Below are 12,719 nucleotides of genomic sequence, written 5' to 3'. Positions count from 1 at the left end.
GGGCAGGATGGTGGGGAGTGCGGGGGCGCGGCCTCCGTCGGCCGTACGGAGGTACATGTGAACAACGCGCTGCTGGCGCTCGCCGGCGCGATCGTCGCCGTGACCGGCACCCTGCTCGCACCGATCCTCTCGCAGCGCGTGCTCGCGCGCGTACAGACGGAGCAGTTCGAACGGCAGCAGCGGGCGGCCGACGCCCAGTGGCTGCGCGAGCAGCGCATGGCGGAGGTGGAGAAGCGGCGGGCCTGCTACGTCACGGCGAACTCCGGCTACCGCCGCTACCGCATCGAGCTCATGAAGTACCTGTGGCTCGTCCACAAGGGGGAGGCCACCGCGCAGGCGCGGGCCGATCTGGAGGAGACGCGGCACTCCATGCACACGGCCTTCGCGGAGGCCCAGATGGTCGCTTCGGACGCGGTACTGCGGGAGCTGGACGCGATGACGAGAACCCTGGCCGGCGCGTACAGCCGCACCCTGCACCTGGAGGACGGCGACCCGCACCCCGGCTGGGCGTTCGATGAGATACAGGCCGAGCTGCTGCAGCTGGGGGACCACTGGAAGAACATGCGCGGCATCATGCGGGCCGACCTGGGCGTGGATCCGGGGCCGGCCGACTCCTGACCGGCGCGGCGCCCGGACCCGTTCAGCGGGGCGGTCAGCCGACCCGGTCAGCGGGGGCGGTAGACGGTCAGGGCGTCGGGGATCTGGTCGAGGACGAGGGCGGCCGGGGCCTCGGCGTACTCGCCGTCGTAGGCGAGCGGGGTGCCCGTGGGGATGTCCGCGATGCGCAGGCTGCGCAGCCGGGTGGCCACGTGGACGGGGGAACGGCTCAGCGGGCCCGTGAAGGCGGCGGCCAGGAGCCGGGGGCCGGGGCGCCCGCCGCCGTGGACGAGCCGCAGGTCCAGCAGGCCCTCGCCGAGACTGTCGCGGCGGCGGGGGGTGGGGCCGGTGCCGTGGTAGGTGCCGTTGCCCGCGAAGAGCAGCCATACGCTCCGGGGCCGCCCGGCCAGCCGCAGCCGCACGGGCCGCTGGGAGCGCAGGACCCGCCAGGCCGCCAGCAGCGCGGCCGGGCCGCCGCCGATGCGCGGGGCCCAGCGCAGTCGGTGGCCCAGCAGTTCCGGATAGGCGCCGATGCTGAAGTTGTTCAGGAAGTAGCCGCTCTCGCCGTCGGGCCCCGGGGAGAAGCGACCCACGCCGACGCGGACGGCGTGCCCCTGTGCCACGGCCTCGCACGTCGCCTCGGCCCCGGCGAGGCCGAGGTCCATCGCGAAGTGGTTGAGGGTGCCGCCGGGGAACACGGCCAGTGGCACCCCGGCCCCCAGTGCGGCGGTGGCGGCCGCGTTGATCGTGCCGTCGCCGCCGCAGACCCCGAGCACGGTGGCCCGCGAGGCCGCCTTCGCGAGCGTGGCGGGCAGTTCCGGGCCCTCGCACTCGATCACCTCGGCCGCGGGCAGGCGCGTGCGCAGGACGTCGAGTCCCTCGGCGGCCGTGCCCGACCCGCTGTTGACCACCACGGTGAGCCCGGCCCCGTCGGGCAGCGCGGGGGCTCCGGCGGCCGTCCGCTCGTCGCCCGGTACGACCCGGGCCTCCTTCGCGTCGCGCGCGAGGCGGCGTACGACGAACCCGGCGGCCACCCCCAGCGAGGCGCCCACCAGTACGTCGGAGGGGTAGTGCACCCCGGTGTAGACGCGGGAGAACGCCACGGAAGCGGCGACCGGGGCCAGGACGGCCCCCCAGCCCGGGGAGGCCAGCGCCACCCCGGTGGCGAAGGCGAAGGCCGACGCGGAGTGCCCGGACGGGAAGGAGGTGGTCTGCGGCTGCGTGGTCAGCTGCCGGTTCAGGGGCACGCCCTCCAGCAGCGGCCGCGGCCGGCGTACGGACCACTTGCCGACGGTGTTGATGGTGGCGGAGGCGAGCGCCAGCGAGGCGACCCCGCGCACGGCGGCCTTACGGGCACCGGCCGACCCGAAGACCGCGATCGCCGCGGCGGCCCCGCCCCACAGCACCCCGTGGTTCGCGGCCCGGCCGAGCCGCGGCAGCACCCGGTCGGCCCCGGGCCAGTGCCGCCGGGCCACCGCGTCGAACACCCGACGGTCCCACCGGGCGAAGGTGCCGGACCAGGTCAGTTCTTGATCAGCCATCTTCTGCCCCTACCCCGGGTGGCGGATCCGAATCCGGTCCGCACGCCCACCCGGCCCATCGAACCCGTTCCCTCGGCGCCTCAGGGCGTGTCCTCTTCGTCCAGCGGGCGCTTGCGGAGCAGCAGCACCACCAGGCCGCCCAGGACCACCAGGCCCACCGCCAGGGAGGCGATGACCGGGGTGGCCGCCGAACTGCCGCTGGTCGCCAGCCGCTCATCGTCCGGAGAGGTCGTCGCGAGGGCCGAGGACCGTCCGCCCAGTACCTCGGCCGCCGCGCCGGAACCGGCCCCCGGGGCATCGCCCGAGATGGCTTCCACCGCCGTCGCCGGGGGCTGCGGCCAGACCGCCGTGGCCTTCGCGGCGGCCGCGGACTCGCTGGAGCCGGCCACGATCTGGGCGTGGGCCGGCAGCTCGCCGGTGAAGACCCGCCCGACCGGCACCTTGGTCGTGCCCTGGACGGCGACCGAGGCCGTCCCGTCGGGGGTGCCCGCGGGCACCTCGAAGTACAGCCGGCTCCCGTTGACGGCGGTGGCCAGCGGCTGCCCCTCGGCGTCCACCACCCGCACCCCCATCGCGACGGCCGCCGCGTCCGGGATGACCGACACGCTCGGCGCGCCGGTCCGTACGGTCACCGGGCCGAGCCGGGTGCCCACCGCCCCCGATACGTCGCCCGGGTCCAGCCCGAGCGAGGCCGGCGGCTCCGGCAGCTGCCCGGCGGCCCGCTGCAAATAGTCGGCCAGCTTTTCGGCCGCCGGGTCCGCGGCCTCGACCTGCGCCCCGTCCGCCAGCCGCCAGATCGCCACCTGGGTCCCGGCGGCCGCGCTCTGCGCCGTGAGGGCCCCGGCCCCGGCCGCCTTGGCGAGCCCGGCCAGATCGTTGTGCTGCGGGTAGGAGTGTTCCAGGACCCAGCGGATCCGGCCCGCATCCTTGTTGCCGGCGAGCGGGCTGCCGCTCCAGGCGCTCTCGGTGTACCGGGCCTGGGGCTGGGCGTTGCCCGTCACGCCGACCCCGTACGTCTGGAGCATCCCGCCGCCGTCGACCCGCATCTCGAACAGCCCGGCCGGGATCTGCCGGACCGAGCCGTCGCCGGACCGCAGAACCGCCAGCCCGAACGTCTTCAGCCCGTCCAGCACGGCGCTCGCACCCTCGGGTGACCTGGGTGCCACCGGGCCGGAGTCGGCGGCCGCCGGCACCGCCGGAGCGGTGGCGAGGGCCGCGGCCAGCAGGGCCACCGCCAGCGGCCGGCGCGCGAAGGCCCGTACTGCGGCGGCAGGTTCGAGAGGAACCGGGGCAGGAGCCGAAGCGGGAGCAGGAGCTGGAGTAGGAGCCGGAGCTGAAGTTGGCACGTGCTCAAGCGCAGACGCAGGAGTGGAATCAGGAGCGGAGGATGCGGGAACGGCAATCGACACAGTCTTCCCCTTCGGGCCAATGACCCAGGTGCCCGTGAGTACCGGGGAATCCTATCCGCCTCGAACACTCAGACCACCGCCGCCTTCTGAGTGGCCATCAGCGGCGTGTCCGTCCGCACCACGCGCCGGAAGGCGGCCGTCCCGCGGTTCAGGTCGTGGCCGACGGCCGTCGCGTCGATCTCGGCGGAGAACCACCGGTTGCCCTCTCCGTCGGGCGGGTCCTCCCGCACCCGCAGCCGCCCGTGCACCACCAGCGGCTCGCCGATGGATACCGAACCGGCGAGGTTCACGGCGAGCGCCCGCCGCGCCCACACCGTGTAGAAGCTGGTGGTCCCGTCCGTCCAAGCGTCCTTGCGCCGGTCGAAGTACCTCGGCGTCACCGCGAAGCGGAACCGCGCCGCCGGACCGTTCGCCGTCTCCTTGTAGTCGATCTGCGTCGCCACATAGCCCACCAGCGTCACCTGGGTGTCGTACATCCCGGCAGCCCTCCCCCATGGTCGCGGTCCGTATGGATCCGCACGGACCAGCCGTACGGACCGTCCGCACGCGGTACGAACCATGTTGGGGCGAGCCGCCGATCCCCGCTCCGGCCTGTGGATTACTGCCGGGTTGTGGACAACCGGCTCCCCCCTGCGGCCACCGTGGCGTACTGCTCCCGCACCTCCCGGTAGCGCAGCAGCTCCGCCGCCACCGGCTCCAGCACCCGGGCCCGGCCGCACCCGGCCGCCGCCTCCCGCAGTCGGCGCTCCGCGTCCTGCCCGTACCTGCGCGCCGGGCCCCGGGCCGCGATCGAGCAGGACCACTCCACGAGCGGCCCGCCGATGATGCCCGCCACCATCAGCAGCACCGGCGGCATCAGCCGCGGCTCCAGGACCCCCACGATCTGCCCGACCAGCCACAGTCCGCCGAAGATCTGCAGCAGGGTCATGGCCGCCTGCCCCAGCACGGCCGCCGGCCACCACGTGGGCCGCGGCGGTTTGACGCTCGGCACCGCGACCGCCGCCCCGAGGGTCACCGCGATCTCGTCCAGCGCCTCCGGCAGCCGGTCGGCGCCGCGCACCGCGGTCTCCCGGACCGCCTGCGCCCACGGCACGGGCAGCCCGGACACCGCCTCGTCGGCGACCACCCGGACCGCCTGTTCCACCCGCTGGCGCGCGGTCACCTCCTCCTCGACCGGGGCCTCGGCGACCACCTGGCCGCGCCCGCCGATCACCGCGAGAGCGGCCAGACCCGCCAGGGTGCGCGGCGCGCGGCGGCCCTCGTACCAGCGCCACAGCCGCAGCCACGGCGTCCCGCACGCCTTTCCGGCATTGCGCCGCCAGGCGCGCTCGGCTGCGAGGCCGGCCGCGTACGCCCCGACCGCCTCGGCGAGCCGGTCCTCGAACTCGGCGCGCGCGGCCTCCCCGATCTCCGGCCCGGTGTGCCCGTCGGCCACGTACAGCGGTCGCAGCCGCGCGGCCGCGCGGTCGACGTCGGCGGAGATCCGCCGGGTGGCCGCGCCCTTCTCCTGGGTGAACTGCCCGAGGAGCTCGCGTAGTTCCCCGACGCCCTCTCCGGTGAGTGCGGACAGCCCGAGGACGGTGGCGCCGGGCTCACCGTGCTCGCCGAGGGCGATGCCGTCGTCGTCGAGGAGCCGGCGCAAGTCGTCCAGTACGAGGTCGGCGGCCTCCCCGGGCAGCCGGTCCACCTGGTTCAGGACGACGAAGGTCACCTCCGCGTGCCCGGCGAGCGGCCGCAGGTACCGCTCGTGCAGCACGGCGTCGGCGTACTTCTCCGGATCCACCACCCACACCACGGCGTCGACCAGCGCCAGCACCCGGTCCACGTGGTCCCGGTGGGCGCCGACCGCCGAGTCCAGGTCGGGCAGGTCGACGAGGACCATCCCGCGCAGCGCCTCCGCCTCCGAGGTCTCGCGGGGCCGGCGCCGCAGCCGCCCCGGGATCTCCAGCCGGTCCAGGAGTCCGGCGGCTCCGTCCGACCAGCTGCACGCGATGGGCGCGGCGGTGGTCGGGCGGCGCAACCCCATCTCGGAGATCTGCACACCGGCGAGTGAATTGAAGAGCGTGGACTTGCCGCTTCCGGTAGCTCCGGCGATGGCGACGACCGTGTGCTGGGGCGACAGCCCGCGGCGCGCGGCCGCCTCGTCCAGCACCCGCCCGGCCTCGGCGAGGGTCTTTCCGTCGAGCCTGGTCCGGGACAACCCGACCAGCTGGCGCAGCGCGTCGAGGCGTAGCCGCAGGGCCTGTCCTTCGGGGCTGAGCGGGGGCGCGGTCGACTTGCCGCCGTCGCTGCCGGCGCCGGAGACGGCCCGTACGAGGGCCTCGTCGCCCTCGTCGCCCTCGTCGCCCTCGCGCCCCTCGCCCCCCTCGCCCCCGTCCTCGTCCGGGTCCCCTGCGACGGCCCGGGGGCGCGAGCGCGCGATGAATCCGTCGTCCCAGCGGTCGTCGGTGCGGTCGGTCAGGGCGGTCACCGCGTCACCTCTCCTTCTGCAGTACGGACAGCGCGGCAATCAGCTCGGCCTGTGGTTCCGGGGTCACTTCGAGCGCCTCCAGCGGGGCGAGCCGGCGGTCGCGTTCGGCGCGCAGCACCTGGTCGAGGTGGTCGCCGACCAGTTCCCCGCCCCGGTCGCGCAGCCGCAGGGCGGCCTGCGCGCCGATCCGTTCGGCGAGCTTCTCCCCCGCGGGGCGGGCGCGTTTGCCGCCGAGGAGGGCGGCGGCGAGCAGGGCGGCCACGCCGTCGGGATCGGGTGCGGGCTGCCGGTCGCTCTTGGCCACCTCTTCTTCGGCGAGTTCCTCCAGGACCCGCCGCCAGCGGCGTACGGCCATGCCGATGCGCTCGCCCGCCTCCCGGTCGGGCGCGGGCAGCGAGAGCGCGCCGGCGGCCGGCTCGCGCCGCCAGGCCTCGGCGATGCGCTCGTCGGCGGCGGCGACGGCGCACTGGAGGAGCGCGGCGAGGGATTCGCAGAGCGAGTCCAGCAGTTCGTCGGCGCTCGTGTCGAGCGGGTAGCCGCGCCACCGGGTCAGGGCGTCCCCGGCCAGTACGGCGCCGCGGTCGAGGCGGCCCCGGACCCGCTTGCCCTCCCGTTTGTACGCGTCCTCGACGGCCGAGGTCAGCCGTACGGCGGCGGCGTGCTGGGCGGCGACGGCGGAGGCGAGCTCCGGCATCCGGCGCCGGAGGGATTCCAGCGCGCCGAGCGCGGTGCGCCCCACGGCGTACTGCCGGGCGGCCGGGTCCTGCGCGTGGTGGGCCAGCCAGGCGAAGAGCGGGGCGACGGCGCTGGCCGGCAGCAGCCCGCCCCCGCCGGTGGACTCGGGCAGTTCCGGGACGGTGAAGCGCGGTACGTCGCCCAGCCCGGCCTTGGTGAGCAGGGCCCCGTACTGCCGCGAGACCTCGGTGAGCACCTGGTGCGGGACCCGGTCGAGGACGGTGATGAGGGTGGCCCGGTACTGCTTGGCGGTGCGCAGCAGGTGCCAGGGGACGGCGTCGGCGTACCGCGAGGCGGTGGTGACCATCACCCAGACGTCGGCGGCGCAGATGAGTTGGGCGGCGAGGGTCCGGTTCTCGACGACGAGGGAGTCGATGTCGGGGGCGTCGAGGATGGCAAGCCCGCGCGGCAGGTTGGAAACGGTCTCGATCCGCATCTCGCGGGTCGCGTGGGTGTCGGCCGGTCCGCGGTCGCGGGCCCGGGATCTGGCGGCGGGGGACACCTCCTCCTCCCCGTGCGGCACCCAAACCCGCATCAGGTCGGGCAGTACGCGCATGCCGGCGAACCAGTGGTGGTCGTCCGGGTGGCAAACGAGCACCGGTGTGCGCGTGGTCGGGCGCAACACCCCGGCTTCGCTGACCTGTCGGCCGACGAGGGAGTTGACGAGGGTGGACTTACCGGCCCCGGTGGACCCGCCGACGACGGCGAGCATCGGCGCCTCGGGCGCCTTCAGCCGGGGTACGAGGTAGTCGTCGAGCTGCGCGAGCAGCTCGGCTCTGGTCTGGCGGGCGCGCGGAGCGCCGGGCAAGGGCAGCGGCAGACGCACGGACGCGACCCGGTCGCGCAGGGCGGACAGGGCATCGAGCAGCTGAGGCCGAACATCCAAGGTCACCACATGCGAAGAATGCCCAATTTAGGACCATTTTTGAAGCTTATACGTCCTCTGCGCGCCGACCGCGACTCCAGTGAGACATTCTGGGCACGACGGACGAGTGGGGCGCAGGCATAACGAGTGCACAACACCAGGGGCGTCGCGGCGCAAAAGCGATGCGAGAATCGCACCTGCCTGCGATTATCGGGACCGCTTCACCGAACCTCCACATCGTGGCCCGCGAGTGAAGCAACCGGGACAAGGCAACCGGAGCCCTATCCTTGATCCGGCATGGACCACAGCCCCACCCCCACCGGGGGCTCCAGGCCCACCAAGGCCGCCTTCCGGCCCCCGTAGCTCAGTGGATAGAGCAGGTGCCTTCTAAGCACTTGGCCGCAGGTTCGAGTCCTGCCGGGGGCACCACTTCCGCACCGCCCGAAGCCCTCCCTCCGCGGAGGGCTTCCGCGCAGGTCATCGGTACTTCGTCGCGGACGTTGCTTTCAGATGTGCCGGCCACCCGGACCCGTGCTCCGACGTGCTCGAGGGTGAGGTGCCGCCGGCGGATCGGGCTGGCCGGACGGGGAATCCGATCAAGCTTGTGATCTTTGACTGCGGCGGCGTCCTGATGGACAGCGAACGCCCGCGTCGCGTCCGGCAGCGGTGTCGCCGCGGCCCGAGCGGCCGGCATGCAGTCCCTCGGATCCTGCGGTGGTCTCACACCGGCGGACTGGCGTCGCGGTCCGGGGACAGTCGTGTTCGATGACATGAAGGAATTGCCGCGGCTCCTTTCGGCCTCGAAGTCCGGTCCCGCGCGCGTGTGAGCACGAACGGACGGCACGCTCGACAACTCCCGGCCGTGCCAACGGTTCTGCCGCCGTCGCAACACTGGGCGCGCCCCCTGGTACCGAGCCGCCGTGCATCCACCTCACGCCGTTCGCCGCGAGTTCGACCCGACACCGCGGCCGCGGACCGGTGTCAGCGGGCCGTCAGCCGGGCGTCAGCAGGCCGTCAGCAGGTGGCCGCATCGTCCTCATGTCCGGGCAGGACCGGGCACGCACCCCGAGGAGAGATCTGACATGAGCGACAGCGAGAACGGCACGCGACGGGACGAGCTGGCCGCGTTCGTCGAGGCGACCGCCAAGGAGTACGGCATTCCAGGGGCCTGTGTCGGAGTGCTGACGAACGGTCAGGAGACCTGCGTCTCCTACGGGGTGACCAATCTCGACCACCCGCAGCCGGTCGACGACGACACGCTCTTCCATCTGGCGTCGGTGACCAAGACCTTCACCGCCACCGCGCTGATGCGCCTGGTGGCCGAGGGCCGGGTGGAGCTGGACGCGCCCGTCCGCCGCTACGTTCCCGAGCTGCGGCTCGCCGACGAGGCGGCCGCGGAGCGGATCACCGTGCTGAACCTGCTCAACCACACCGCGGGCCTCGACTGGAACCTCGTCCCCAGCGGCGACGAGGCCGACACCCTGGCCGGCTTCGTGGCACACCTGCCCGGGCTGCCGCTGATCGCCCCGCCCGGTTCCCGCGCCTCCTACAGCCAGGCCGGCTACAACGTGGTCGGTCGGATCATCGAGACGGTCACCGGCCTCCCCTTCGAGAAGGCCATGGACCAGCTGCTGCTGGAGCCCGCCGGGCTGACGAACACCTTCTTCGACCTCGACGAGGTCATGGTCCGGCGGTTCGTCGTCGGGCACACCCCCGACGACGGCGGCGAGGAACTGCGGCCCGCCCGGCCGTGGGCCTCCTGGCGGGCGGGCGCGCGCGGCAACAACCCCGGCGGCGGCATCGCCTCCTCCGTGAGCGACCTGCTGCGGTGGGCCCGCTTCCAGCTCGGCCGGGGCGACCGCGTACTGCCCGCGGAGGCCCTGCGGCGCATGACGGAGCGGACGGTCGAGCTGCGCGCCAGTACGCTCGGCGACGGCCTCGGCATCGGCTGGTTCCTGCGCGAGGTGGACGGTCTGCGGACGATCGGCCACGGCGGCTCGGGCAACGGCCAGTCCGCCGAGCTGCTGATCGTCCCCGAGCGGGACTTCGCGGTGGTCTCGCTGGCCAACGCCGGCGCGCACGGCCACCTCTTCAACCGGGCCGTGGTGCGCTGGGTGCTGGAGCGCTATCTGGGCGCCGTGGAGCGGGACCCGGAGCCGGTCGCGTACGACACCGCGCGGGCCCGCGAGGTCGCCGGCCGGTACGCGATCGACGCCATGAACCTCGACGTCGCCGACGACGGCGCCCGCCTCGTGCTGGCGGTGCGGATCAAGCCGGAGATCCGCGCGGCCGCGGACACGGACATGCCCGCCGACCACCCTGCCGCCACCATCGGCCTCCTGTCCGGGACCGGCGACGAGTACATCGTGACGGAGGGCGGGCTGAAGGGGCAGCGCGGCGTGTTCCGCCGCGATGCGCAGGGCACGGTCGTGGGCATCGACCTCGCGGGCCGGCTCTTCCAGCGGGCCCCGGCCGCGTCCTGACCTCCGTACCCCGACCGACTTGCGGGAAGGCCGGGGATGCGGTTGCGTCGAAGGAGATGGGTACGTGGTTTCCGTCTCCCCTGGGTTGGGGGTGAGCCATCGTGCTGTTCACCCATCGCGCGGAGGCCGGCGAGCGGCTCGCCGAAGCGCTCCGGTACCTGAAGGGGGAGGATCCCGTCGTACTGGGCCTGCCCCGCGGCGGGGTCCCGGTCGCCTACCGGGTGGCCCGCGCGCTCGGCGCCCCGCTCGACGTGATCGTGGTGCGCAAGCTCGGCGTCCCCTACCACCGTGAGCTGGGCTTCGGCGCCATCGGCGAGGGCGGCGTACGCGTCCTGAGCGAGGACATCGTCCGCGGCAGCCGCCTGGGGCCGCAGGACATCGAGGCGGTCGAGCACGCGGAGGAGGCGGAGCTCACCCGGCAGGCCACCAGGTTCCGCGGGGACCGGCCGCGGGTGCCCCTGGAGGGTCGGACCGTGATCGTCGTGGACGACGGGATCGCGACCGGGGCCACGGCCGCAGCCGCCTGCGAGGTCGTACGGGCGCAGGGCGCGGCGCGCGTGGTGCTGGCGGTTCCGGTGGCCCCGCCGGACGCGGTCGCCCGGCTGGGCTCCGCGGCCGACGAGGTGGTGTGCCTGGCCACGCCGCACGCCTTCCGGGCCGTCGGCGAGTGGTACCAGGACTTCTCCCAGACCCCCGACGAGGAGGTCGTCTTCCTGCTGGCGCGGGCGGCGGCCGACCCCGTCATGCGTCCGCCCGTCCGGGCCGTCGAGGTAGGGGTGGAAGCCGGCGGCCTCGTCCTGGCCGGGGACCTCGCCCTGCCGGAGGGCGCCGGGGCGGTCGTGGTGTTCGCACACGGCTCGGGCAGCAGTCGGCACAGCCCGCGCAACCGGTCGGTGGCCGCGGACCTCAACCGGGCGGGCCTCGCCACCCTGCTCCTCGACCTGCTCACGCCCGACGAGGAGGCCGACCGGGCCAACGTCTTCGACATCGAGACCCTGGCCGGGCGGCTCGCGGACGCCACGGCTTGGCTGCGCCGCCGCGAGTCCCTCCCGACGGGCTGGTTCGGGGCGAGCACCGGGGCCGCGGCAGCGCTCTGGGCGGCCGCGGAGCCGGGTGCCGAGATCGGCGCCGTGGTCTCCCGCGGTGGCCGGCCGGACCTGGCCGGTGCGCGGCTCGCCGCCGTACGCGCCCCCACATTGTTGATCGTGGGGGGTCGGGACGGGGCGGTGCTCGACCTCAACCGGCGGGCCCAGCGCGAGCTGCGCTGCGAGAACCGGCTGGAGGTTGTCCCCGGGGCCACCCACCTCTTCGAGGAGCCGGGAGCCCTGGACGAGGTGGCCGGCCTGGCCCGCGGCTGGTTCACCCGCCACCTGGTGCCGCCGTAGGAGACGACGGCCGGCCGGGCAGGAGGGCAGCGGTGGCGGGGCAGCGGGGCGCGGCAGCAGTGGCGCGGCAGCGGTGGCAGGCGCGACCATGAGGAGATGGAGCAGGCGTCGGTGCAGGATGTCAGCACCCCGGGCCGCATCGCGCAGCCCGGTGAGGGCATCGGCCCGGAGGAGCTGGCGCTCGCGGCCCGCAACCACGGGCTTCCGCTGGAGGCCCTGCGCTACGAGGTCACACCACCCGGACTGCACTACGTCCTGGTCCACTACGACATACCGGCCGCCGACCCGGCCGGCTGGACCCTCACCGTCGGCGGCCGGGTCCGTACCCCGCTGGCCCTGGACCTCGCGGCCCTGCGCGCCTTCCCCGCGGTCACCCACCGCGTCACCATGGAGTGCGCGGGCAACGGCCGGGCCCGCCTGACGCCACGACCGGTCAGCCAGCCGTGGCTGGTCGAGGCGGTGGGCACCGCCGACTGGACGGGCGTACCGCTGCGTCTGGTGCTCGCCCGGGCCGGGGTGCGGGCGGACGCCGTCGAAGCCGTGTTCACCGGCGCCGACCACGGGGTCGAACGGGGCGTCGAGCAGGACTACCGGCGCAGCCTGCCGGTGGCCGCCGCGACCGGGGACGACCCCGAGGTACTGATCGCCTACGCCATGAACGGCCTGCCCCTGCCCCCGCAGCACGGGTGTCCGCTGCGGCTGGTCGTCCCCGGCTGGTACGGCATGGCGCACGTCAAGTGGCTGCGCGAGATCACCCTGGTCGACGCGCCGTTCACCGGGTTCCAGCAGGCCGTGGCCTACCGCTACCGGCGGGCCGCCGACGGTCCGGACGAGCCCGGTGTGCCGGTCACCCGGATCGCGCCGCGCGCCCTGATGGTGCCGCCCGGATTCCCCGACTTCATGTCCCGCACCCGTGTCGTGCACCCCGGCCCCGTACCGCTGGAGGGGCGCGCCTGGTCCGGCCACGGGGCCGTCGACCGGGTGGAGGTGAGCGCCGACGGGGGCGGCTCCTGGATCCGGGCCGAGGTCGCGCCGCCGGGTCCGCACCGGTGGGCGTGGCAGGGCTGGTCCTGCGTCTGGGCGGCGACGCCGGGCCGCCACGTGCTCACCGTTCGCGCCACGGACGCCGAGGGCGGTACGCAGCCCCTCGAACAGCCCTGGAACCGGGGCGGCTTCGGCAACAACCTGGTCCAGCACGTCCCGGTCCTGTGCTGCTGAGCGGAGCGGCGGCACG

The 12,719-nt window shown here is 74.6% G+C and carries 9 protein-coding genes, 1 tRNA gene and 1 pseudogene; 6 read left to right on the top strand and 5 right to left on the bottom strand.

Going from position 1 to position 12,719, the window contains the following annotated elements:
* Positions 1-57: 57 nt before the first annotated feature.
* Positions 58-618, top strand: a complete 561-nt coding sequence (locus tag ACIQK6_RS17530; RefSeq protein WP_329101921.1) for a hypothetical protein — start codon at positions 58-60, stop codon at positions 616-618.
* 47 nt (positions 619-665) lie between these two features.
* Here ACIQK6_RS17530 and ACIQK6_RS17525 read toward each other — a convergent pair whose 3' ends face one another.
* From ACIQK6_RS17525 to ACIQK6_RS17505, 5 genes are all read right to left on the bottom strand, one after another.
* Positions 666-2,138 (bottom strand): phosphatase PAP2 family protein, encoded by a 1,473-nt coding sequence (locus tag ACIQK6_RS17525; RefSeq protein WP_329101919.1) that lies wholly within the window; start codon positions 2,136-2,138, stop codon positions 666-668.
* An 80-nt stretch (positions 2,139-2,218) separates the two neighbouring features.
* Positions 2,219-3,484, bottom strand: coding sequence for a thioester domain-containing protein (locus tag ACIQK6_RS17520; RefSeq protein WP_329101917.1), 1,266 nt, complete (start codon positions 3,482-3,484; stop codon positions 2,219-2,221).
* A 131-nt stretch (positions 3,485-3,615) separates the two neighbouring features.
* On the bottom strand, positions 3,616-4,023 hold the full coding sequence (locus tag ACIQK6_RS17515) for a single-stranded DNA-binding protein (protein WP_329101915.1): 408 nt from the start codon (positions 4,021-4,023) through the stop codon (positions 3,616-3,618).
* A gap of 122 nt (positions 4,024-4,145) precedes the next feature.
* The gene (locus ACIQK6_RS17510; protein ID WP_329101913.1) at positions 4,146-6,017 is read right to left on the bottom strand and encodes a GTPase; all 1,872 of its coding nucleotides are present in this window, start codon (positions 6,015-6,017) and stop codon (positions 4,146-4,148) included.
* A 4-nt stretch (positions 6,018-6,021) separates the two neighbouring features.
* Positions 6,022-7,638 carry a dynamin family protein gene (locus ACIQK6_RS17505; RefSeq protein WP_329101910.1) on the bottom strand — a complete coding sequence of 539 codons (1,617 nt, stop codon included), beginning with the start codon at positions 7,636-7,638 and terminating at the stop codon, positions 6,022-6,024.
* Positions 7,639-7,970: 332 nt separating this feature from the next.
* Here ACIQK6_RS17505 and ACIQK6_RS17500 point away from each other — a divergent pair.
* The 5 genes and pseudogenes from ACIQK6_RS17500 (at position 7,971) to ACIQK6_RS17480 (ending at position 12,703) form a co-directional block, all read left to right on the top strand.
* Positions 7,971-8,046: transfer RNA gene (locus ACIQK6_RS17500), tRNA-Arg, on the top strand.
* A gap of 227 nt (positions 8,047-8,273) precedes the next feature.
* A pseudogene (locus ACIQK6_RS17495) lies at positions 8,274-8,444 on the top strand (HAD family hydrolase); the annotation flags it as partial.
* Positions 8,445-8,699: 255 nt separating this feature from the next.
* Entirely contained in the window at positions 8,700-10,100 is a 1,401-nt protein-coding gene (locus ACIQK6_RS17490) for a serine hydrolase domain-containing protein (protein WP_329101908.1), read from the top strand.
* Between the two features lie 101 nt (positions 10,101-10,201).
* Positions 10,202-11,485: a phosphoribosyltransferase family protein gene (locus ACIQK6_RS17485; RefSeq protein ID WP_329101906.1), complete on the top strand. Its 1,284-nt coding sequence runs from the start codon at positions 10,202-10,204 to the stop codon at positions 11,483-11,485.
* 96 nt (positions 11,486-11,581) lie between these two features.
* The gene (locus ACIQK6_RS17480) at positions 11,582-12,703 is read left to right on the top strand and encodes a sulfite oxidase (protein WP_329101904.1); all 1,122 of its coding nucleotides are present in this window, start codon (positions 11,582-11,584) and stop codon (positions 12,701-12,703) included.
* The last annotated feature ends 16 nt before the right edge of the window (positions 12,704-12,719 follow it).

Origin of the sequence: Streptomyces sp. NPDC091682 (assembly GCF_044756625.1) — a bacterium.
Classification (GTDB): domain Bacteria; phylum Actinomycetota; class Actinomycetes; order Streptomycetales; family Streptomycetaceae; genus Streptomyces.
This window is presented reverse-complemented; position numbering and strand designations above follow the sequence as displayed.

Bases quoted from the DNA above. Each gene is read 5' to 3' on its own strand.
- ACIQK6_RS17480 (WP_329101904.1), top strand. From the start codon at position 11,582: ATGGAGCAGGCGTCGGTGCAGGATGTCAGCACCCCGGGCCGCATCGCG.
- ACIQK6_RS17490 (WP_329101908.1), top strand. From the start codon at position 8,700: ATGAGCGACAGCGAGAACGGCACGCGACGGGACGAGCTGGCCGCGTTC.
- ACIQK6_RS17515 (WP_329101915.1), bottom strand. From the start codon at position 4,023: ATGTACGACACCCAGGTGACGCTGGTGGGCTATGTGGCGACGCAGATC.
- ACIQK6_RS17525 (WP_329101919.1), bottom strand. From the start codon at position 2,138: ATGGCTGATCAAGAACTGACCTGGTCCGGCACCTTCGCCCGGTGGGAC.